Origin of the sequence: Pseudovibrio sp. Ad26 (assembly GCF_001623285.1) — a bacterium.
Classification (GTDB): Bacteria; Pseudomonadota; Alphaproteobacteria; order Rhizobiales; family Stappiaceae; genus Pseudovibrio; species Pseudovibrio ascidiaceicola.
Window position 1 is genome coordinate 59,749 of the sequence record NZ_LMCE01000024.1, and the last position, 22,759, is coordinate 82,507.

The following is a 22,759-nucleotide window of genomic DNA, read 5'->3' on the forward strand; positions in this document are numbered from 1 at the left end:
CTGGCAACAAAAAAGGGCGCCCAAAGCGCCCCTTTCACGTTTCACATAAGAACGCGTTTATACGTGCTGACCGCCGTTGATATGTATTTCCGCACCTGTCACGTAAGAAGATGGAGCAGAGCACAGGAAGTAGATGGTGTCTGCCACTTCTGTGGTGCTGCCCAAACGGCGCATCGGAATGGTCTCGACGATTTTCTCGGTACCAGGTGAGAGAATCGAAGTATCGATTTCACCCGGAGCAATCGCATTCACACGAACGCCATGCGGCCCAAAGTCAGCAGCCATCTCGCGCGTGAGGGAAGCAAGAGCCGCCTTGGAAGTGGCATAAGCTGTTCCCGCAAACGGATGCACACGGCTCCCAGCGATGGACGTGACGTTCACGACAGAGCCTCTCGCAGCCCTCAGCTCATCAAACAAACCGCGAGCCAGCATAATTGGCGCGAAGAAGTTTACCTGAAACACATCTCGCCATGTTTGCATTGGGGTTGTCAGGGAATCGAGGCGTTGGCCTTCCTCATCTTTCGGGCTGATACCCGCATTGTTGACGAGGGCATGAAGCATGGAGCCGTTGTCTTTCAGACGCTCTTTGATCTGGAGAACGGCGTTTTCCAGATTATCTGCATCACCCAAGTCCACTTCAATGTGGTCTTCCGGCCCGGATGGCCAAGGGCATTTGTCAGAAAATGGTTGTCTGGAACAGCTAATGACCCGATAACCCGCTGAAGAAAATTTCTTTACGGTTGCGTGGCCGATTCCACGGCTTGCGCCCGTTAAGACGATTGTCTTGCGGAGATCCTTCGTCGTTTGGTTGGTGTTCATAGGGGCTTTGCTCGTGATAGGACTGCAGGAAACTGGAGTATTATTCTCTAGTTTTAAAAGATCTACTGTTTATATAATGCTTTGCAAGCGAAATTGGGAGCCCGAAAGCAACCAACAATGATCATTTGTCACTGCAACGTCATTAATGACAAGGAAATAAAACAAGCTGCACGTGAGCTTTGCGAGAATCCTGAGGGGGGTGTCCCCACTCCGGGCGCGGTATTTCGTCATCTTGGGTACAGGCCAAAATGTGGTGGTTGCTTTAAAAGCATCATCGAAGTTGTATACGCTGAGGCTGAACAAGTTAAAGATGACTCTGGACAGTAACTTGGAATTATTCTAAAAAAGGTCAATACCTCAATTTGTCAAGGAGAGAGTGACATGAAGGGTGAACCTAAAGTACTGGAATATCTCAACAAGGCTCTACGCCATGAGCTGACCGCAGTAAATCAATACTGGCTGCACTACCGTCTCCTTGAAGACTGGGGCTTCACAAAGCTTGCAAAAAAAGAACGTGAAGAATCCATTGAGGAAATGGAACACGCCGATAAGCTTATCGAGCGTATCATTTTCCTCGAAGGCCACCCGAATCTGCAGACACTCGATCCGCTGCGCATCGGTCAGGACCTCAAGGAATGCCTTGAATGCGATCTGGCAGGTGAATACTCCGCTCGTGCTCTTTACAAAGAAGCACGCGAAGTTTGCCGTGACGAAGGTGATTACGTCACCATGAAGCTTTTTGAAGACCTGATGGCAGACGAAGAAGGTCACATCGACTTCCTCGAAACCCAGCTGGAACTTCTTGAGAAGATCGGCGTCGAGCGCTACGGCCTGTTGCAGGCAACTCCTGCAAACGAAGGCGAATAAGCTTTTCACCTATGAGTTTTAGAAGGCCGGAGAGCATTGTGCTCTTCGGCTTTTTATTTGCGCGGTTTCACCCGGCGCGTGGCTTCCGCATCCAGCGGATTGTCCGGCCACGGGTGTTTTGGGTACTGCCCCTTCATATCAGCCTTTACATCTGCCCAGGATCCTTGCCAGAACCTAGGTAGGTCCTTGGTGATTTGGATGGGCCGCTGAGCAGGGGAGAGCAGTTGCAACACCAACTGAACTCTTCCACCGCAAATGCTTGGATGATCCGCAAGACCAAACAGTTCCTGTACGCGAACGGAAAGCATCGGCCCCTGTTTGCCGTCATAATCAATCGGAATGCGCGATCCGGTGGGTACGACAAAGTGCGATGGCGCCAGATTGTCCAGTTCCGAACTCAACTCCCAGGGAACCAGCATTGCAAGCGCGTCCCCCAACGTCCCCGCACTCACTTGAGACAGCGCAGTTTTCCCTGCTAGAAACGGACGCAGCCATTCAAAGTCAGCATCCAGACCCTTGTCACTCAGATCCGGCCATTCCTTACCTGCCGTCTTGCGCAGATAAGTTACGCGTCCGCGATAGCGTAACTGATCCTTGCTCCATGGCAGACGGGCCGCGCCTTTGCGGGCAAACTGTTCCAGCAATGCGTCGATGATCGCTTCAGGATCAGGATCAGAGATTTTCTTCTCGTTCAGCACCAACTTGCCAAGGACCCGCTGCCGAACCGCTTTGATGGCACCGTCTGGCATCAGCTGCACCTGCTCCTTCTCGCGGATGTGCGAGGCAAAGCGCGCTTCGAGTTCACTGAAGGAAAGTGGCGCAGCCAGCAAAATGCGTGCGCGGGCGGCTGTTCCTGTGACTTCGGCAACACTCAGGAACTTCTCGGCATACAGCGCTTCGCTCTCTTCCAGCTGAGCTCCACGCCCATTGGCAAGGCGGAAACTTCCTCGTGCGCCGCGTTGCTGTGCGATACGGTCAGGGTAAGCAAGGCTCAGGATATCGCCCGCATCTTCAAAGTTTGCACGCTCAGAGGAGCGTCCGCCAACAAGTTTCACCCAGCGCTTGGCTTGTGCACGGGCTTCTTTGCCTCGTGGACTCTGGTCTTGCATCAAGCGGCGTAAGCGATCTCGCAGGTCAGTCGATCGACCGCCCAAACCATGTTCACCAATTATCACGGCAATCAGCGATGCCAGCTCCGCTTGTCCCTCTTGCCTCGCTTGCACCAGCATGTGTCCAAGGCGAGGGTGCAGCGGCAGTCCCGCAAGATCACGCCCAGCTTTGGTCAGGCCGCCATCTGCATCCAGAGCGTCTAGTTCTTCGAGCAGCTCTTTAGCTTCAGACCAGGCAGCAGCAGATGGTGGCGTCATGAACTTCAATTGAGCGGGATCAGAAACACCCCAATTGGCGACATCAAGTACCAATCCGGAAAGATCACTCTCCAAAATCTCCGGTTTTTCAGCAGCAGGCAGGGCTTTCGTCTGCGCTTCTTCCCAAAGCCGATAACAAATGCCCGATTCCACGCGGCCTGCGCGCCCTTTGCGCTGCTCTGCAGTTGCCCGAGAAACCTTCACGGTTTCAAGGCGTGTTAAGCCTGTCTGCGGATCATAGCGTGGCACACGAGAAAGACCCGCATCAATCACAATGCGGACCCCCTCAATGGTCAGGGATGTCTGCGCAATGGCTGTGGTGAGTACCACTTTCCGCTGACCGGGCTTGGCTGGCCGAACAGCCAGATCCTGTGCTTTACTGTCGAGAGCGCCATAAAGGGGAGCTATGCTCACATCAGCTGCAACGCGTCCTTCCAGCAAGGATTGCGTGCGTTTGATCTCACCTTGGCCCGGCAAAAACACAAGGACCGATCCGGTCTCGTCCGCGAGTGCTGATCGAACTGCCCGTGCTACCTGATCTTCCAGTCGCCCGCGTGGATCACGGCCAATGTAGCGCGTCTCAACCGGATACTGACGGCCTTCACTCTTCAGGATCGGTGCATCACCCAGCAGCTTGGAAACTTCTGCGGCATCCAGTGTCGCGGACATGGGGACGATACGCAGATCATCGCGCAAAGCTTCCTGAACATCCAAAGCAAACGCCAAACCAAGATCTCCGTCCATGGAGCGTTCATGGTATTCATCAAAAAGAACCGCAGCCACACCGGAAAGCTCAGGATCATCAAGGATCATGCGGGTGAAGACGCCTTCAGTCACCACCTCAATGCGGGTTTTGCCTGAAACCTTGCTGTCCATGCGCACACGGTAACCAACCGTCTCGCCAACGCTCTCACCCAGCGTATGCGCCATACGTCGCGCAGCTGCACGGGCTGCAAGGCGCCGAGGCTCCAGCACGATGATCTTACCATCGCCTCGCCATGGAGCATCCAGCAGAGCCAGTGGCACACGGGTTGTTTTACCCGCGCCCGGTTCGGCAACAAGAACCGCATTGGTGTTTTGCTCAAGAGCAGAGAGCAGATCCGGCAAGATCGCTTCGATTGGCAAAGAGGAAGACGTCATGGGCTCCGCAAAATGTAGGCGTCAAAAAAGAGGAAGCAGCTCCACAGACCTTAATCTATGCAAAGCTGCTTCCAGTCAAATTGGAATTTGGGCTCAGTGCTAGTCCGAGGTTGTGGTGTCCTTGCGGTGCCAGCTGCGGCCAGTCAGGTCTACCAGATAATCATCAGGTGCACGGGTATAAGCCGCAAGGCCTTCAAGGGCAGGGCTCTTATGTGTGATGATGTAAGTCGGAATAGACTTCATGATGCTTTCATGCGGTGCTTTGGCCTCAAAAGCAGCGCGGAACTCACCACCATGCAGCCAATGCGAGATCTTCGGCGGAATGCCGCCTGCCAGATACACACCGCCACGTGCGAGATTGGTGATCGCGAAATCCCCAGCAACACGGCCAAGTGCAGCAGAGAACAATCGCAGCACTTTCTGCGCGACCTCATCACCATCATCTGCCGCTAAAGGCACATCAGATGGTTTCTCATAAGTACGATGCACCCCATCAGCCTGCAGCACAGCCTTAGCAAGGCGCACAAGGCCGGCACCACAGACAACCTGCTCAGCACCAACGCGCCCGCCAATGCGCTCGATATGCGGCCAGATGCGGTATTCTTCCTCACTCAGGGGGCCAAGCTCAACATGACCACCTTCACCAGGAACGGGAATCCATTTTCCGCAGGAGCGGATCATTGCACCTGCACCAAGGCCGGTGCCCGGTCCAACAACAAACTTGGTTGCGTTCTGATCAGCTACACCTCCGCCCACCTGATCCAGATCGATTGGGGATAGGGATGGCAAGGCAAGGGCCTGTGCCTCAAAGTCGTTGAGAATAACCACCTGTTCCAGACCAAGCTCTTTGATGAGAGCCGGCGGCTCAATCACCCAACTTGCATTGGTCAGGGCAATCCGGTCGCTGGAAACGGGAGCAGCAACAGCCAGCACCGCAGACCGAGGTGCAGCGTAGCCTTGTTCCAGAACTCCGGCGCGAATGGCATCCTGAATGGTTGCATGCGCCTTCGTACCTTCCTGACCACAAAGCTTGGTAGGCTCATTGGGGCCTTCGATAAGCGCAAAGCGAGCATTCGTGCCGCCGATGTCAGCGACAAGGACCGGATAGGGTAGGTTTCTTGTAAGCGGAGCAGAGTGCAGCATTTATCAGTTTGACTTTATAGTTGGCTGGAAATTTCTGGTGTTTGCGAGGAAGTGGAAAGCCCCGCCAGGCGTGCAGAGCGCAAAATGATGTCTGCTGTACTGCGGTTCAACGCCATTGGAATATCGTAGACCAGCGCCAGACGCATCAATGCTTTCACATCCACATCATGCGGCATTGGGGAGAGGGGGTCGACGAAGAAGAACAGGCCATCCAGCGCGCGGTCAGCAATCATTGCGCCAATCTGCTGGTCACCACCAAGCGGGCCGCTTTTCATGCGTTCTACATCCAGAGATGGACATGCATCCTGAATACGGCCACCCGTTGTCCCCGTCGCAAAGAGCTTATAGTCAGCGAGTTTGCTTTCGTGCAATTTGGCAAACGCGACCATTTCGTCTTTTTTTGCATCGTGGGCGATAAGGGCGAGAGTTCTACGCTCGGTCATTTGGGCTCCGTCAACACGTCGCTGGCGCGCATCCCTGAAAGGTGGTTCCGTTTTTCGGAGAGGGACACGCAGAAACAAAAACTTAGAGCTTGCCTGAAACTGTGCACGACATGCTCTAAGTCTCTTGGGATTACTTATCCTTTAGCGCGTCTTGACAGGCTTTGAAAGAGTCAACTTGCGCCGTTTGTGCCTGATATCTGAGCGGCGACAAACGGCAGCAGGTCATACACAGGTTTCCGAAACATTTCGGAGCCAGCAGCATCAGTCGAACAAAGAGCACATGACCATATCTCTGCGTGACTTGGCGCGGATGAATTTGGGTTTGTCATCGACAAGACCGGCAATCTCCAGCACAAGTTTCATGCGGATGGCATCACTGAAGCCTTCCTTGGAGCGGACTGGAATTGAGAACGCCCCAGGTCCACCAATGACGCAGTCTTCATAGTAATGGTCCAGATGCAGCATGGATTGCCACGAAATACTCTCTTCCTTCAGCATCAAAGGCAGACCGTTGACTGTCATACCCTGCGCGATTGCAGCATCACGCGCTTCGGTGACAGCACTGCCCTGATTGTTCGGACCATCGCCGGAGATGTCGATGACCTGACGCATGCCGTTGTATTCGTTCGCGATGACCAGATTGACCGCCTGTGTCAGCGCGGAGGAGATGGAAGTGCGTTGCACCCGGCGCAAAGGGGCCTCGGCAATCTTGCCTGCAAACTTACCCGCAGTTGCCTCGTCCGAAATAATGGTCCAGTCCGCAACAACAAAGTGCTCGTCTTTGCCACCCCACTCCATGTAGGCAACAGCAATGCGACCGATGGGGCCGTATTTGATCGCATCAAGCACCTCGTCAGATGTCAGTGCCGCAACATACCCTTCTCTTTGAATGCGCTGTTCCTCTGGATCCATGCTTTGAGAAATGTCCACGGCCAGAACCAGTTCAAGGTCCACCTCCTTGGACATATCGAAGTTCAAAGATGCATGAGTATTGGAAGTTGCCAGAATGGGGGTAGAAAACAAGAAACCACCAAGTGCGAATGCGCCCGCAATCGCAGTGAGGGGTTTTGTGCACATGGGCCGCATTTTCAGCCTCCTTTTTTGCAAGGTTCAGGGTGTCCCGGTCACGGACCTCCCCGCCTCAATTTTTTTATTTTGCTGCAATCGGCACTGAGCTAACGAAAACAGGTTACATCCATAGTATTCCCACGGTCATCCATGAATGTGGAAGACCATTCACTAGCATTGATATATATAGGGTTGTATTAAGCTGGCTCTGCGGAAAATAACTGTTTGATTTGCCAGTAAACGCAATCTGAAGATTTTGCGGCGACAAATGTTGTGCCAGTTAGTGCGTTGAAAATATTTTGTTTATTTTACAAATATTGAGAGTTGATCAAATGTTACATAAAGTTGATTAATTTCTTCATGATTGCTTTGCGAATTTGACCTGAGACGTGAGTCGTAACCTAAGTAATTTCCGCAAGTACTTGAATCGAAACTATTTGATTTTATTAGTATGGCAAAAACAGTGGTTTAGTTAGCTAGCAATAAGATTCTGCAAATCGCGCAGTTTATTTCCTTGACCTTCCGTTTCACCTAATGCAAATGTGTGTTTGAAATATTTCTCACGTGGTGAAGAAATATTCTTCTCTGATTTGGGGGAGTGCTCAGAAGCTCTGAAACTGAGCATTTCGGTAGGAAAATTGGGAATGGATTCTGGAGGTATTTCCAGAAAGCCATATAGGAATATAAGAGGCTAGACCATGAAGGCAGACGAATGGACCACATCTTTGGCCATTAGGGCCGCTTGGATGTCTTTCATTGGCCGAAGCACTCAGGGAGAGATTGCTGGCCGCCTTGGGGTTTCTCCTGCAAAAGTTCATCGCCTAATAGCACATGCTCAAAAAGAAGGCTTGATAAAATTTCATATCGAAGCCCGGCCTTCTGAATGCGTTGAATTAGAACAATTTCTCTGTAAGCGAATGAATCTGGAAAATTGCTTTATTGCTCCGGATCTTGGCAGCGGTGACGAAACAGACTCTTTCACTGCAGTTTCATCTTTTGCTGGCCAATACCTTCATTCACTTTTTACAACGAATCCACCTAAGCGCATTGGCGTAGGTATGGGGCGCACACTCCAGTCCACCATTGAGGCAATGCCTCGTGTTCACCTTCCTGAGCTTGAGCTGTTGTCCGTATCCGGCTCGCTCACCCGTCGTCTTTCTGCCAACCCGTATGATGTTGTGCAGCAGCTATGTGCGAAGACAGGCGGTGAAGGTTTCTATCTTCCTGTTCCTTATATTGCTGAAACCAAAGCAGAAAGAGACACCTTCGTGTCTCAGGGCGCTGTTCAGGAGTTGCTCGCAAGAGCGAAGGCCGCAGAACTCTTCATCATCGGCATCGGGTCCGTTGAGAAGGAAGGCCACCTTGTACAACGCAAGCTGATTACCTCCGAAGAACGCGAAGAGCTGCTGGAAAGCGGTGCGTGTTCTGACGTGATGGGCCGCTTCGTCGACATTGACGGCAACGAAGTGTCCTGTTCTCTAAACGAAAAAGCAGTTGGATTGCACTTTGATGACGTCCGTAAGGCGCATGTTGTCGCGATCGTTGGCGGTTACCGCAAGGCGAAAGCAACACTGGCAGCATTGGCGACCGGCATCATCAAGGATCTGATCATCGATGAGGTTTTGGCCAGAGAACTCGCTGGCCTGCTGAAAGAGAACGAGCTCGAAGCAACGACATAAGTTGGGAGTCTGTTCTTCTTAAGGGAGAGTCCTTTCCGCTCTACGGGAAGATATAATAAGGAAGAAACCGTGAAAACCACAACAATCCTCGGTGCAGTTGCTTTAGCAGCAGTCATGACGACTGGAGCTATGGCAGAAACTTTCAAGCCCGCAGTCGTTTATGATTTCGGCGGTCGTAATGACCGGTCTTTCAATGAAGCTGCTTACAAAGGCGCGTTGCAGTTCGAAGAACGCACAGGCATCAAGTTCCGCGATTTTGAGATCCAGAATCCATCTCAGCGTGAACAGGCTCTGCGTAACTTCGCGCGACGTGGTCTCGATCCAATCATCACGATTGGTTTCGCTCAGGCAGCTGCACTGGAGAAAGTTGCTAAGGAATTTCCTGACACGCACTTCGCAATCGTTGATTCCGTCGTAGACCTGCCAAACGTACGTTCCATCGTCTTCAAAGAAGGTGAAGGTTCATTCCTCGTTGGTCTTCTGGCTGCAATGTCAACTGAGTCTGACACCATTGGTTTTGTTGGCGGTATGGATATTCCGCTGATCCGCAAGTTTGCATGTGGTTACAAGCAGGGCGCGAAATACGCGAAGCCTGACATTGAAATCATTGAAAACATGACTGGAACCACCGGCGCAGCATGGACTGACCCACTTAAGGGTGGTGAGCTTGCTCGTTCACAGTTCGCGCGTGGCGCAGATGTTGTGTTCCATGCAGCAGGCCTGACCGGCACTGGCGTTCTTCAGGCAGCAGCAGATGAAGGCAAGCTGGGCATCGGTGTGGATTCCAACCAGAACCACCTGCATCCGGGTTCCGTTCTGACTTCCATGATCAAAGCGGTAGATGTTGCTGTCGATAAGACGCTGACAGACGCTAAAGAAGGTACTTGGACTTCAGGTGTTGAAGTTCTTGGCCTTGCTGAGAATGGTGTTTCCTGGTCTTACGACGAGTATAACAAGCCTCTCATCACAGCAGAAATGCAGTCTGCAGTTGAACAGGCAAAGATGGATATTATTTCTGGCAAAGTAGAAGTTCACGATTACATGGTGGATTCTTCCTGCCCGTTCTAATCTAATGAAAAGTGCCCGCACTATCTGGTGTGGGCATTTTCGCTTACGGTGGTTCTTCGGAACGACCACTCCTTCCAGACTTTCAGTCTTGAAGGGATTTATGAGGGACTTGCGCCCCTGTAGCCCGAGTAGAGTTTTCAGCCTTTGGGAGCGAAGGTTGAGGGGGAAACGAGGATAACTGCATTGGGATCTGTTCTCTGCTTCTCCTGGGGGTGGGGCAACGCTTTTGAAACGGTGTACTTCGAAAGCAGGAACGAGATTGATGCGCAAGTTATTGATTTGATAGACCAGAAAGGCCGGGCAACAGTGGCTGAAAGCAATGTACCTGCCATCGAGTTAATTGGCGTAAGTAAAAGTTTTGGGCCTGTTCAAGCCAACAAGGACATTGACCTTGTTGTAGGAAAAGGGTCCATTCACGGCATCATTGGTGAGAACGGAGCGGGCAAGTCCACCTTGATGTCGATCCTCTACGGTTTTTACCATGCCGATAGCGGAACAATTAAGATCGATGACAAGACAACCACTATTCCTGATTCGAAGAGCGCGATTGCGCAGGGCATCGGTATGGTGCACCAGCATTTTATGCTCGTCGATCCATTCACAGTTCTAGAAAACGTTATTCTTGGCGCTGAGGGCGGCGCACTGTTGAAAGATGGTGTAGCAAACGCACGTCGCGAACTTAAGCGTTTGGCAGACGAATACGACATGACAATTGACCCAGACGCAGTCGTGGGTGAGTTGCCAGTTGGTTTGCAGCAGCGAGTAGAGATTCTGAAAGCTCTGTACCGTGGTGCAGACATTCTCATTCTTGATGAGCCGACCGGTGTTTTGACACCATCCGAAGCTGATCACCTCTTCCGCATTCTTCGCGTACTGCGGGATCAGGGCAAAACAGTTCTGCTGATCACCCACAAACTGCGTGAGATCATGGATGTGACCGATACGGTCTCCGTGATGCGTCGTGGTGAAATGGTGGCCTCTCGCAAAACTGCAGAAACCTCCATGGAAGAACTGGCTGAACTTATGGTTGGCCGTAGTGTTCTTCTGGAAGTGGACAAGCCTGAAGTCGAAGTTGGCAAGCCTCTCCTCAAAGTGGAAGGCCTCAACGTTCGGGATGATCGCGGCGTGATGCGCGTGAAGGATGTTTCCTTCGAAGTGCGTGCAGGTGAAGTTCTTGGTATCGCAGGCGTTTCCGGTAACGGTCAGTCTGAACTCCTCGCAGCTCTTTCCGGCATCACCCGCGCCGAAAGCGGCAAGATGGAGCTGTCAGGCGAGACGTTGGACCTCTCAGCGGCACATAATGCAGCTGAAATGCGCACCAAGGGAATGAGCCACGTACCTGAAGATCGCCACCGGATGGGGCTGGTCAACAAGTTCGCAGAGTATGAGAACTCCATTCTCGGCTACCATCGCGAACCGAAATACTCAAAAGGTATGTTCCTCAATAAAGATGCGATCCGTAAGGAAGCTAAGGAACGCATCGAGAAATACGACATTCGCCCTCCAACCACCGAAATGACAGCTGCAAAGTTCTCTGGCGGTAACCAGCAGAAAATCGTTCTGGCACGTGAAATTGAGTGCAACCCGGACGTTCTTCTGATCGGTCAGCCGACACGCGGTGTTGATATCGGTGCGATTGAGTACATCCACAACCGGATCATGGACATGCGCGCGCAGGGCAAAGCTGTCCTTCTTGTATCCGTGGAGCTTGAAGAAATTCGTTCACTCTCCGACCGCATCATTGTCATGTTTGATGGCAATGTGGTTGGTGAACGCGGGCCAGAAGCAACAGAGCAGGATCTTGGTCTTCTCATGGCTGGTGTCAATCAAGAGGCAGCAGAATGATCATGAACTCCCTGTTTAACAACAAAATTTGCTTTGACCTGACATTTGGGGGAACACAGAAATGAGTAAGGGGCAACTTCCTCGTTGGGTTGACTACGGTGTTTTACCGGCCCTCAACCTGCTCGCGGCATTCATCATCTCTGGCTTGGTCGTTGTAGTAATTGGCGAAGATCCATTCGAAGCCGTTAAATGGCTCGTCTGGGGCGCGCTGGGTTACGGTGAAGGCTTTGGCTATACCCTCTACTACGCAACCAACTTTATCTTTACGGGCCTGGCTGTGGCAGTCGCTTTCCACGCTGGTCTGTTTAACATTGGTGGTGAAGGTCAGGCCTATGTCGGCGGCCTGGGTATCGCTCTGGTCTGCCTTGCCATGGACCGCTTTGTTCCATGGTGGGTGACGTTCCCATTCGCGATTATCGGTGGTGCTGTATTCGGTGCAGCCTGGGCATTCATTCCGGGATACCTGCAGGCAAAGCGCGGCTCTCACATCGTTATTACGACGATCATGTTCAACTTCATCGCATCCGCGTTGATGGTGTACCTGCTGTCTAACATCCTGATCCCTCAGGGTACGATGTCCCCATCCTCTCGTAACTTCGAGGCTGGCGGTCAGCTTCCATTGCTCAGAAACGTCTTCTCAAGCTTCGACTTCGGTCAGTCTCCTGTGAATCTGGCGTTCTTCCTCGCTCTCGCTGTTTGCGTGGTGGTCTGGCTTTTGATCTGGCACACCAAACTTGGCTATGAAATCCGCAGCTTTGGTGCAAACCCGGATGCAGCTGCCTACGCTGGTATCTCCCCGGTTCGCATCACTGTTGTAACCATGCTGATTTCCGGTGCTCTCGCTGGCTTGATGGGCATCAACGTTGTGATGGGTGAGCAGACACGCTTGCTTCTCGACTTCGCAGGTGGTGCAGGCTTCGTTGGTATCGCGGTAGCGCTGATGGGACGAGGGCATCCGATCGGGATTATTCTCGCCTCCATGCTCTTTGGTTTGCTCTATCAGGGCGGCGCAGAGCTGGCGTTCGAAATCCCAACAATCTCACGTGACATGATCGTGGTCATTCAGGCCCTGGTTATTCTCTTCGCTGGTGCTCTTGAGCATATGTTCCGCCCAGCAGTCGTAGCGTTCTTTGATCGCTTCTCATCAAGCACAGCAGAAGCATAGGGAGACGGACATGTTAGACACAATCATTCTTGTTCTCGACAGCACATTCCGCCTGTCAACTCCTCTTCTGTTTGCGTGCCTTGCTGGCCTGTTTTCAGAACGTTCTGGTATCGTTGATATCGGTCTGGAAGGTAAGATCCTCGGCGCAGCTTTTGCTGCCGCTGCCGCAGCCTACGTCTTCCAGAGCCCGTGGATCGGCCTTCTGGCGGGTATCATGGTTTCCGTTATGCTGGCATTGGTGCACGGTTATGCATCTATCAGCCAACGCGGTAACCAGGTGGTTTCCGGTGTGGCGATCAACTTCCTTGCAGCTGGTCTGACCGTATTGCTGGGTCAGGCATGGTTCTCTCAAGGTGGACGAACACCGGCTCTGTCTCCGGCAACCCGCTTTGAAAGCCTCACGCTGCCATTCGCCGACACTCTGGCAAACGTTCCTGTGCTGGGTCCGATCTATGCCAATCTGATCTCCGGTCACAACATTCTGGTTTATGCATCTTTCGCTGCCGTACCGTTGACCTGGTGGATCATTTTCAGAACCCGCTTTGGTCTGCGTCTTCGCGCAGTAGGCGAGAACCCTTCCGCAGCTGACACAGCAGGTCTATCAGTAACACTGCTACGTTACCGTGCGACAATCATTTGTGGTATTCTCTGCGGGTTCTCTGGTGCTTACCTGTCTGTTGCTCAGGGCGCCGGATTTATTAAAGATATGAGTGCGGGCAAGGGCTTTATTGCTCTGGCAGCTCTTATCTTTGCAAAGTGGAAGCCAGTGAACGCCATGTTCACATGCCTTCTCTTTGGTTTCCTAGATGCATTGGCAATCCGTCTTCAGGGCCAGGAAATTCCTGGAATTGGTGAAGTGCCTGTTCAGGTCTTCCAGGCTCTGCCTTACGTGCTGACTGTGGTTCTTCTTGCCGGCTTTATCGGTCGCGCAATCCCACCGAAAGCATCTGGTATCCCATATGTTAAAGAGCGTACATAAGGACAATAATAATGAGCGCATTTGACAAGCTTTTTGAAGAAGCAAAGGCGGCACGAGAAACCGCCTATGCGCCATACTCCAACTTCAAGGTGGGCGCTGCATTGCTCACCACTGATGGCAAAGTCGTCTCCGGGTGTAACGTCGAAAACGGCGCCTACCCGGAAGGCACCTGTGCTGAAGGCGGAGCAATCGCGGCAATGATCCGCGGTGGCTCCACCAAGATCAACGAAGTTGTAGTGCTGGCAGACGCCGCGCTGTGCACACCATGCGGTGGGTGTCGTCAAAAACTTTCTGAATTTGCAAGCAACAAGCAGATCAAAATCCATGTAGCCAACCTCGAAGGTCTGCGTAAAACCTTCACCATGGAAGAACTGCTGCCTGCTGGCTTTGAATTGAATGAACAGATTGAGGATTGATTATGAGCGGATTTGGTAAGGAATCAGCGGAAATTGTACGCGCTGCTCGCCCAGGTGATTATAAAGTTGGGATGATCCTCGGTTCTGGTCTGGGTTCTCTGGCTGACGAAGTGGAAGACGCGGTTCGCGTGTCTTACAACCGTCTCACCGGTTTCCCTGTTTCTTCTGTTACCGCGCACGCAAGTGAGCTGGTTGCAGGCACTCTGGAAGGTGTCCCGGTTGTTATTCTGTCCGGTCGTGCACACTACTATGAGAGCGGCAACCCATCCGTGATGCGCACTCCGCTTGAGACCCTCAAAGCACTTGGCTGTGACACAATCGTTGCAACCAACGCTGCAGGCTCCCTGCGTGAAAATATCAAACCGGGTTCTCCAATGCTGATCAATGACCACATCAACTGGTCTGGTCTGAACCCGCTCATCGGCGAAGAAGATGAGAGTCGTTTCCTCGATCTTTCCGCCGCATACGACCCAGAGCTTCGTGAGCAGCTCAAAAAAGCAGCTGCTGAAACAGGTGAAGACCTCGAAGAGGGCGTCTACATGTGGTTCTCCGGCCCGTCTTTCGAGACTCCGGCAGAAATTCGCATGTCTCAGGTGCTCGGTGCTGATGCCGTTGGCATGTCCACCGTACCGGAAGTGATTATGTCTCGCTTCCTCGGCATGCGCGTCGCAGCAATCTCCACCATCACCAATATGGGAGCTGGCCTACAAGCCCACGGCCTCTCTCATGATGAAACCAAGGAAATGGCCCCGCTTGGAGCGGCCAAGATCAAAAAGATTTTGCGTGCCTTCCTCAAAAACATGGCTTGAAGGAAACTGGCAAAATGACCGAAGCATCAACAAAAGAAATAGCAAAGCGTGCTCTAGGACTTATCGATCTAACCAACCTGAATGATGACTGCACTGCAGAAGATGTAGCAGCACTTATTGAGCGCTCAACTACACCTTACGGTCACACTGCAGCCATCTGCATCTGGCCTCGCTTTGTTAAGCAGGCTGCTGAGCTGCTGAAGAACTCTCCAGTTCGCATCGCGACTGTTGTGAACTTCCCTGCTGGCGGTGAAGACACTGCAGCAGTGATCGAAGAAACCAAAAAGGCTGTTGCTGACGGCGCGGACGAAGTTGATCTCGTCATGCCATATCGCGCATTCGCAGAAGGCCGTCGTGGTTTCGCTGAAGATCAGATCAAACAGGTTCGTGGCGCAATTTCTGCTCCAGCACAGCTCAAGGTTATCCTTGAAACCGGTGAGCTGAAGGATCCTCGTCTGATCCACCTGGCTTCTGAAATTGCAATTGCACAGGGCGCAGACTTCATCAAAACCTCAACAGGTAAAGTAGAAGTCAACGCAACTCTCGAAGCTGCGGAAATCATGCTCAACGTACTGCGTGAAACTTCCAAGGAAGATCACCGTGTTGTTGGCTTCAAGCCAGCTGGTGGTGTGCGCACTGTAGAAGAAGCAGCTGACTACCTGAAACTGGCTGACGACTTGATGGGCAGCAACTGGGTATCCTCAGCAACGTTCCGTTTCGGCGCAAGTGGCCTGCTTGATGCAGTGCTCGCTGGCATCGAAGGCCGTGATAACGACACTAAAGAGACCTACTGATATGCTTCCTCAAGAAATCGTTCGTAAGAAACGTGAAGGCGAAGTCCTGACAGCTGAAGAAATTCAGTTCTTTGTAAAGGGCATCACTGATAACAGCGTAACCGAAGGACAGGTTGCTGCTCTGGCAATGGCCGTGTTCTTCCAGGGTCTCAGTGTTGACGAGCGTGTTGCACTGACACTCGGCATGCGTGATAGCGGTGACGTTCTTGACTGGTCCGACATCGGCGCACCAGTCGTTGACAAGCACTCCACGGGTGGTGTTGGCGACAACGTTTCTCTGATGCTTGCGCCTGCACTTGCTGCAAACGGTGCTGCTGTTCCAATGATCTCCGGTCGCGGCCTCGGCCACACCGGCGGTACTCTGGACAAGCTGGAAACCATTCCGGGCTACTCCGCAAAACCATCCAACGAACTGTTCCGCAAGGTTGTTCGTGAAGTTGGTTGTGCGATCATCGGCCAGACTGGCGACCTCGCACCTGCTGACAAGCGCTTCTATGGTATCCGTGACGTGACCGCGACTGTTGAGAGCATTGATCTCATCACCGCGTCTATCCTGTCCAAGAAGCTGGCGGCTGGCCTTGAAACTCTGGTTCTCGACGTTAAGTGGGGCACCGGCGCATTCATGGCGAACTACGAAGACGCGAAAGCTCTGGCTGAAAGTCTCGTTCTTGTTGCAAACGGTGCAGGTCTTAAAACCACCGCATTGCTCACAGATATGAACGAGTCTCTGGCATCTGCAGCTGGTAACGCGATCGAAGTTCAGAACGCTGTAGACTTCCTGAAAGGCACCCACGTTGACAATCGTCTGTGGGATGTGACCGTTGCAATTGGTGCAGAAGGTCTTGCCAATTCAGGTCTTGCTGACAGCGTTGATGACGGTAAGAAGAAGATGGAAGAAGCCTTCACCTCTGGTAAGGCAGCTGAACTCTTCGGCAAGATGGTCGGTGAACTCGGTGGTCCAAACGACTTCATGGAGAAGCCGGAAGCATACCTTGCAAAGGCTCCGATCCAGCGCGCAATTCATGTGCCAGAAGCATCTTTGGTGACTGGTGTTGATGCACGTGCAGTTGGTCTCGCAGTTGTTGAACTTGGTGGTGGTCGTCGTGCCGCAGCGGATGAAATCGATCCTGCTGTAGGTCTCACAGACATCGCTGGTGTTGGGACTTCCGTAGACAGCGAAACTCCAATCGCCGTCATCCACGCACACACCGAAGATCAGGTAGAGCGTGCAGAGAAAGTTCTGCGTGATGCTTACACCTTCGGTTCTGCAGCGGACGTTAAAGAGTTCGACACAATCCGTGACCGTATTGCGCCTTAATCTGCGCAGCAATAATTAACTGGCAGGACAGCCTCTCACCTCTTTTGAGCAGACAATTATCTGATTGAGAGCTGTCCTCCAAAAACTAAGGAAACGCGAATGCCACGCGCAATTATGTGTGTACTCGACAGCTTCGGTATCGGCGCAGCCGACGATGCTGACAAGTTTGGCGATGTCGGCTCCGACACCCTTGGTCACATTGCCGATGCATGTGCAGAAGGTAAAGGCGATAAAGAAGGTCTGCGCAGCGGTCCTCTCTCCTTGCCAAACATGGATCGTCTTGGACTGGGTGCTGCCGCTCGTGCATCCACTGGTAAAGACATTAAAGGCCTGGATTTCTCCGGCACGCCAGAATCCCATTGGGGTTTTGCTGCTGAAGTTTCCAACGGCAAAGACACACCATCCGGTCACTGGGAAATTGCTGGCGTACCAGTCACATTCGACTGGGGCTACTTCCCGGATGAAAACCCGTCATTCCCTGCTGAACTGATCGAAAAGATCATCGAAGTTGGTGAACTGCCGGGCGTTCTGTGTCTGACGCACGGTTCTGGCACTGTTGTCATCGAGGAATTCGGTGAAGAGCACGTCAAAACTGGCAAGCCAATCATCTACACCTCTGCTGACAGTGTTCTTCAGATCGCTGCCCACGAAGAGAGCTTTGGCCTTGAGCGCCTGCTGGATCTCTGCGTGAAATGCCGCACGCTGGTAGACGAATATAACATCGGTCGTGTGATTGCTCGTCCGTTTGAGGGTTCTGCTGAAGCAGGCTTTGAGCGGACTTCAAACCGTCGCGACTACTCTGTTCTGCCACCGGCTCCAACTGTTCTGGATCGTCTGGAAGATGCTGGCCGTCAGGTGATTGCTGTCGGTAAGATCTCTGACATCTACGCAGCACAGGGCATCACCAAACTGCTGAAGGGTGCTGGCAACGATCAGCTCTTTGACCGCACGTTGGAAGCAATGGATCTGGCGAAAGACGGAGACCTTGTGTTCTCCAACTTCGTTGACTTCGACATGCTCTACGGCCACCGCCGTGACGTGCCGGGTTATGCCGCAGCTCTGGAACACTTCGACAAGCGTCTGCCAGAGCTGATCGAAAAGATGAACGACGGCGACTTGCTCATTCTGACTGCCGACCACGGTTGTGACCCAACCTGGAAAGGCACAGATCATACACGTGAGCATGTTCCTGTACTGGCTCTGGTGAAAGGCGAGAAGGGTTCCAACATCGGAAAACGCCCGACTTTCGCTGATATGGGCGAGTCCGTTGCCAAACATCTTGGAATTTCAACTGGCGAAAACGGAAATAGTTTTCTGTAGATCCAGTAGGAAATTTTGAAAATAAGCCGGGCAAGCATTGTTTGCCCGGTTTAGTGTACCGCGATATATTTCTGAATTGCCTATGATTTGCAATTGTTAGAGTGCGTTCCGTTTGTTTGGACACAATCAAACGGCAAGAATTCACTCCAATAAAAATGTTAGAGCATGATGCGTGACTTTAAAGGAACGCGGCATGCTCTGAGGATGCTGGGAGAGGCATCCGTCGTGTTACATGAGAGGGGAATGCAGCATGCAGGCTCGCACGTTTACTGCACAGCAAGATGGAAGCTTAACGCCTGAGATGAAGCAGGCGTTTGAAGAGGACGGCTTCCTCGTTCTTGAAGGATTTGCATCGCCGGAAGAGTGCGATCAATTGAAAGCACGCATGGCTCACCTGATTGACGAGTTTGACCCGTCAACAGTCGCGTCCGTGTTTGAGACCAATGCGCAAACGCATGCGAAGGACGCTTATTTCCGTGAAAGCGGTGATAAAATCCGTTTCTTCTTCGAGGCAGAAGCATTTGACGAAAATGGTGCTCTGACCAAAGACAAACATCAGGCACTGAACAAAGTCGGCCATGCCCTGCATGACTATGACCCTGTGTTTGAACAGTTTTCACGCTCCCCGAAAATGGAACGTGTTGCCAAAGATATCGGACTGACAGAGCCGCTGCTTGCTCAGTCCATGTACATCTTCAAACCGCCTCACATCGGCGGAGAAGTAAACAACCATCAGGACTCTACATTTCTCCACACAGCGCCGTTGACCTGCACAGGCTTCTGGTTCGCTTTGGAAGATGCGGATGAAACCAACGGTGGTTTGTATGGCGTTCCAGGCGGTCACCAAGGACCGCTTCGCAAACGCTTCCATTACAACGGCGAGGGCCTTGTGATGGAGACCCTAGACGAAACCCCACTCGAAAAATCTGCAGATGATGCGGCGCCACTTGTTGCCCCGAAAGGGACCCTTGTTATCCTTCATGGACTTGTGCCGCACAAATCTGCTCCGAACCGCTCTGATAAGTCCCGTCATGCCTATGCAGTGCATATGGTAGACGGAACTGCAAAATGGTCGGATGACAACTGGATTGTTCGGGCTAAAGACAAGCCAATGCACGGATTTTAAGAAATGAGACCAAAGCAGAACGTGGTGCCACGTGCCGAACTGCACTGCCACATTGAAGGTGCAGCACCTCCAACGCTCGTAAGAAAGCTGGCTCAACGCTATGATGTAGATCTGGGTGATCTGTTCGACACCAACGGAGCCTACAGCTGGCATGACTTTACCACCTTTATTCAGCAGTACGATGTTGCAGCCTCTCTGTTTCGCCGTCCGGGCGATTATGCAGAACTGACTGAAACCTACTACAAAATGCTGGCAGCTGAAGGCGTGATCTATGCGGAAGTGTTTATCTCTCCCGATCATGCAATCAAAGCAGGCCTGAGCTACAACTCCTATCTGGAAGGCCTTGTCGCTGGTCTGGAACGCGCGAAAGCAGACACAGGCATCGAAGGTCGTCTGGTTCCACTCGGCGTGCGTCATGAAGGTGCTGAGTCCGTTGAAGGCGCAGTCAAGGCTGTCATCGACAACCCACACCCAATGGTAACGGGTTTCGGTCTGGCTGGTGACGAGCGCATTGGCCCGGCAAAGGACTTTGAAAAAGCCTTCGCTATGGCCCGTGAAGCTGGTCTTGGCCTCACAGCCCATGCTGGTGAGTTCGGTGGCGCCGAAAGCGTGCGTGATGCACTGGATTACCTGAAGATCACCCGTGTTGGTCACGGTGTGCGTGCTGTAGAAGACGATGCGCTGGTGCAGCGTCTCGTGGACGAGGAGATCACCCTTGAGGTGTGCCCACATTCCAACATTGCACTCGGTGTCTACTCAAACCTGCGCTTCCACCCGGTAAACATGCTGCGTCAGGCAGGTGTGCGTATCACCCTCAACTCCGATGATCCGCCATTCTTCCACACAACGCTTGGCCACGAGTATGTTGAAACATCTCGTGTGTTTGGCTGGACGCGTGACATCCAGAAATCCATCACAAAGAATGCGCTGGAAGCGGCGTTCGTTGATGAGGAAACCCGTGCTGTTCTTCTAAAGCGTTTGGACACTTTAACTGAAGAAGCATGAGTTTTTGCTTGAGTTGAGTGTGCATAAGCAGGAAAACTGGCATAGCCGGGTTTCTTATGCTCAAAACCTCAGAGCATAGATTGCAAAAAGCCCGTACCTTCATAAAAAGGTGCGGGCTTTATAACGTAGATCAATGGGGCACTTTAAGCTTCAGGGCAGGCGTTGCATAAGGCCGCTTCCGGCAAACCAGAAATACGAGTGCTTTACAGGCCTCAACAGGCAAAACGATAGGAACTGACGAAGATGGAGATGCAAGCATCGCAGGCTTTGTCCTTGCTCAACGCAAAAGCAGTCCGTGAACGCTCACATATGCTTTTGGAGCTGGGATTGCAGGGCGAACTTGAGCATTTTGCTGTTGATCTGTCTCACCTTGCAGAAGCCGCCCGCAGAACGCTTGCTGCGACTGACAACACCTATCCAGATCGGCAAATTCCGTTTCATGCCCGCTGGCGCCAGTTTGAGACCGGCGGTATCGACCGCTGGGGTATGCTGGCAGGTGCACGACGCTTTTCTGATGTGCAGGGCATGGGCCGTGCAGCCTGCGATCTGGCCATTGTTTCTGCGCTGCTGGATGCTGCCGCTGGTGAACACTGGACGTATCGCGAAGCAATCACCAACGAAACCTTCAAACATTCTGAAGGACTGGCGATTGGCTCACTGGCCATGTTCTCGGCTGGCTTCTTCTCTCACGAGCCGCTGGACCCACTCAGAGCAGACGCCATCACCTTGTTCCGTCTGGATAAAGATGAACTGGCAGAAGGCCTGCAAATCACAGAGAAGAACCAGCTCATTGGGCTGGATGGACGACTGTCTTTGCTGAACCGTCTGGGAGAAGCCGTTTCCCTTCGCGACGATCTGTTTGGCAAAGAAGATGAGCCACGCCCGGGCGGTCTCTTTGATATCCTCTATGAGGAAGGCCAAAAAGGCCCACTGGATGCAGAACGTATTCTGGAACTGGTTCTGGATGGGTTAGGGCCGATCTGGCCCAATCGTGAGCAGATTGACGGTGTGATCCTCGGGGATACATGGCGCCATTCCAAGGTCACAACTCAGGACAAAACCACCAATCTTGTCCCTCTTCACAAACTTTCTCAATGGATTGCTTATTCTTTAGTTGAACCTCTGTCGTGGGCTGGTATTGAGATGGCAAACATTGATGGTTTGACTGGCCTTGCTGAGTATCGCAACGGCGGATTGTTTTTGGACACGGGCGTGCTGCGCCTGAAAGATCCGAAACAGTCCCTGAACAAACACGAAGTAAGCAGCGAGCTGGTTGTTGAATGGAGAGCGCTCACGATCGCTCTTCTCGATAAGCTCGCGGATTGGATTCGGGCAGATTTGTCTGTCTCCCGGGACCAGCTTCCACTGGCATGTGTGCTGGAAGGTGGGTCTTGGGCTGCAGGACGACAAATTGCCCTTGAAAAACGAGGTGATGGATCTCCACCGCTGATGATTATCAGTGATGGAACCGTTTTTTGATCTATAACCTTTCGTCAATTGCACCCGAAACTATTAGGTGCCTAACTAAGACACGCACTGCCATGTACATGCTGACAAAAGGCAGCTGCATATAAAAGACCCGACTGGGTTGAAAAAGAGGAACACGATGTCCGGCGCAACCGTAATCGCACACCCGCTTGTCCAGCATAAGCTGACCCACATGCGGAGAAAAACAACCCCGACGCAGGACTTCCGCCGCTTGCTGCGCGAAATCTCCTTGTTGCTGTGCTACGAAGTAACACGCGACCTGAAGATGACCACCCAGTCCATCGAGACACCAGTTGCTGAAATGGATGCACCGGTTCTGGCTGGTAAAAAGCTTTGCTTCGCCTCTATCCTGCGCGCTGGTAACGGCCTGCTGGAAGGCATGCTTGAGCTGATCCCATCCGCTCGTGTTGCACATATCGGTCTCTACCGCGATCCTAAGACCCTTGAAGCCGTTGAATACTACTTCAAAGCGCCTCAGGAGCTGGACGAGCGTCTGGTGATCGTTGTTGACCCAATGCTGGCAACCGCAAACTCTGCAATTTCCGCTGTAGACCGCTTGAAGAAGCGCGGCGCAAACAACATGGTGTTCGTTTGCTTGCTGGCTGCTCCTGAAGGTGTTGCACGCTTCAACGAAGCGCATCCTGACGTGCCAATCTACACCGCGTCCATCGATGAAAAGCTCAACGAAAAGGGCTACATCATCCCGGGTCTCGGTGATGCTGGTGACCGGATGTACGGTACAAAATAAACTTTCTTGGTTTAGAAGCGTCAGGCATCAGGTCTGGCGCTTTTTTCTTGGAGGCATCCTCAAGAAATACAGACAGAAATACCGGAGACGATACGCACATCAAAACTGTGTATTCGTCTTTTATGAGGTGTAGACCGTGTTGTAAGGTCATG

General features: G+C 52.3%; 21 protein-coding genes. 16 read left to right on the forward strand and 5 right to left on the reverse strand.

What is annotated here, in order from left to right; genetic code table 11:
- Nucleotides 1-57 precede the first annotated feature (57 nt).
- On the reverse strand, nucleotides 58-819 hold the full coding sequence (locus PsAD26_RS04865; RefSeq protein ID WP_063291335.1) for an SDR family oxidoreductase: 762 nt from the start codon (nucleotides 817-819) through the stop codon (nucleotides 58-60).
- Between the two features lie 117 nt (nucleotides 820-936).
- On the opposite strand from PsAD26_RS04865, the gene PsAD26_RS04870 reads away from it, so the two are divergent.
- Nucleotides 937-1,146, forward strand: coding sequence for a (2Fe-2S)-binding protein (locus tag PsAD26_RS04870; RefSeq protein WP_057464194.1), 210 nt, complete (start codon nucleotides 937-939; stop codon nucleotides 1,144-1,146).
- A gap of 54 nt (nucleotides 1,147-1,200) precedes the next feature.
- Entirely contained in the window at nucleotides 1,201-1,686 is a 486-nt protein-coding gene (bfr, locus tag PsAD26_RS04875) for a bacterioferritin (protein WP_054784322.1), read from the forward strand.
- A gap of 53 nt (nucleotides 1,687-1,739) precedes the next feature.
- Here the strand turns inward: bfr and hrpB are convergent, their stop codons facing one another.
- The 4 genes from hrpB to PsAD26_RS04895 form a co-directional block, all read right to left on the reverse strand.
- Nucleotides 1,740-4,193 (reverse strand): ATP-dependent helicase HrpB, encoded by a 2,454-nt coding sequence (gene hrpB, locus PsAD26_RS04880; protein ID WP_063309503.1) that lies wholly within the window; start codon nucleotides 4,191-4,193, stop codon nucleotides 1,740-1,742.
- Between the two features lie 99 nt (nucleotides 4,194-4,292).
- Entirely contained in the window at nucleotides 4,293-5,336 is a 1,044-nt protein-coding gene (gene glk / locus PsAD26_RS04885; protein ID WP_063309504.1) for a glucokinase, read from the reverse strand.
- Nucleotides 5,337-5,350: 14 nt separating this feature from the next.
- Nucleotides 5,351-5,779 carry a methylglyoxal synthase gene (locus PsAD26_RS04890; RefSeq protein WP_063306319.1) on the reverse strand — a complete coding sequence of 143 codons (429 nt, stop codon included), beginning with the start codon at nucleotides 5,777-5,779 and terminating at the stop codon, nucleotides 5,351-5,353.
- A gap of 261 nt (nucleotides 5,780-6,040) precedes the next feature.
- A complete protein-coding gene (locus PsAD26_RS04895) occupies nucleotides 6,041-6,865 on the reverse strand; it encodes a DUF1194 domain-containing protein (RefSeq protein ID WP_208860247.1) in 825 nt (274 codons plus the stop codon).
- Between the two features lie 728 nt (nucleotides 6,866-7,593).
- On the opposite strand from PsAD26_RS04895, the gene PsAD26_RS04900 reads away from it, so the two are divergent.
- From PsAD26_RS04900 to upp, 14 genes are all read left to right on the forward strand, one after another.
- Nucleotides 7,594-8,526 (forward strand): sugar-binding domain-containing protein, encoded by a 933-nt coding sequence (locus tag PsAD26_RS04900; RefSeq protein WP_244278157.1) that lies wholly within the window; start codon nucleotides 7,594-7,596, stop codon nucleotides 8,524-8,526.
- 69 nt (nucleotides 8,527-8,595) lie between these two features.
- Nucleotides 8,596-9,594 (forward strand): BMP family ABC transporter substrate-binding protein, encoded by a 999-nt coding sequence (locus tag PsAD26_RS04905; RefSeq protein ID WP_084403577.1) that lies wholly within the window; start codon nucleotides 8,596-8,598, stop codon nucleotides 9,592-9,594.
- 306 nt (nucleotides 9,595-9,900) lie between these two features.
- Complete coding sequence (locus PsAD26_RS04910) at nucleotides 9,901-11,439, forward strand: ABC transporter ATP-binding protein (protein WP_063309545.1); 1,539 nt, start codon at nucleotides 9,901-9,903, stop codon at nucleotides 11,437-11,439.
- A gap of 61 nt (nucleotides 11,440-11,500) precedes the next feature.
- Nucleotides 11,501-12,604 carry an ABC transporter permease gene (locus tag PsAD26_RS04915; protein ID WP_063286754.1) on the forward strand — a complete coding sequence of 368 codons (1,104 nt, stop codon included), beginning with the start codon at nucleotides 11,501-11,503 and terminating at the stop codon, nucleotides 12,602-12,604.
- 10 nt (nucleotides 12,605-12,614) lie between these two features.
- The gene (locus PsAD26_RS04920; protein WP_057464188.1) at nucleotides 12,615-13,583 is read left to right on the forward strand and encodes an ABC transporter permease; all 969 of its coding nucleotides are present in this window, start codon (nucleotides 12,615-12,617) and stop codon (nucleotides 13,581-13,583) included.
- Nucleotides 13,584-13,594: 11 nt separating this feature from the next.
- On the forward strand, nucleotides 13,595-13,999 hold the full coding sequence (cdd, locus tag PsAD26_RS04925) for a cytidine deaminase (protein WP_057464187.1): 405 nt from the start codon (nucleotides 13,595-13,597) through the stop codon (nucleotides 13,997-13,999).
- Nucleotides 14,000-14,001: 2 nt separating this feature from the next.
- Complete coding sequence (locus PsAD26_RS04930) at nucleotides 14,002-14,808, forward strand: purine-nucleoside phosphorylase (protein WP_063286755.1); 807 nt, start codon at nucleotides 14,002-14,004, stop codon at nucleotides 14,806-14,808.
- 14 nt (nucleotides 14,809-14,822) lie between these two features.
- A complete protein-coding gene (gene deoC, locus PsAD26_RS04935) occupies nucleotides 14,823-15,602 on the forward strand; it encodes a deoxyribose-phosphate aldolase (RefSeq protein WP_063309546.1) in 780 nt (259 codons plus the stop codon).
- A gap of 1 nt (nucleotide 15,603) precedes the next feature.
- Nucleotides 15,604-16,920, forward strand: a complete 1,317-nt coding sequence (gene deoA, locus PsAD26_RS04940) for a thymidine phosphorylase (RefSeq protein ID WP_057464185.1) — start codon at nucleotides 15,604-15,606, stop codon at nucleotides 16,918-16,920.
- 99 nt (nucleotides 16,921-17,019) lie between these two features.
- A complete protein-coding gene (locus PsAD26_RS04945) occupies nucleotides 17,020-18,240 on the forward strand; it encodes a phosphopentomutase (RefSeq protein WP_063309505.1) in 1,221 nt (406 codons plus the stop codon).
- 250 nt (nucleotides 18,241-18,490) lie between these two features.
- Nucleotides 18,491-19,366, forward strand: a complete 876-nt coding sequence (locus PsAD26_RS04950) for a phytanoyl-CoA dioxygenase family protein (RefSeq protein ID WP_063291341.1) — start codon at nucleotides 18,491-18,493, stop codon at nucleotides 19,364-19,366.
- A 3-nt stretch (nucleotides 19,367-19,369) separates the two neighbouring features.
- The gene (locus PsAD26_RS04955; RefSeq protein WP_063309506.1) at nucleotides 19,370-20,371 is read left to right on the forward strand and encodes an adenosine deaminase; all 1,002 of its coding nucleotides are present in this window, start codon (nucleotides 19,370-19,372) and stop codon (nucleotides 20,369-20,371) included.
- A 243-nt stretch (nucleotides 20,372-20,614) separates the two neighbouring features.
- Complete coding sequence (locus tag PsAD26_RS04960) at nucleotides 20,615-21,850, forward strand: DUF1688 family protein (RefSeq protein WP_063309507.1); 1,236 nt, start codon at nucleotides 20,615-20,617, stop codon at nucleotides 21,848-21,850.
- Nucleotides 21,851-21,977: 127 nt separating this feature from the next.
- Entirely contained in the window at nucleotides 21,978-22,607 is a 630-nt protein-coding gene (gene upp, locus PsAD26_RS04965) for a uracil phosphoribosyltransferase (RefSeq protein WP_063309508.1), read from the forward strand.
- The last annotated feature ends 152 nt before the right edge of the window (nucleotides 22,608-22,759 follow it).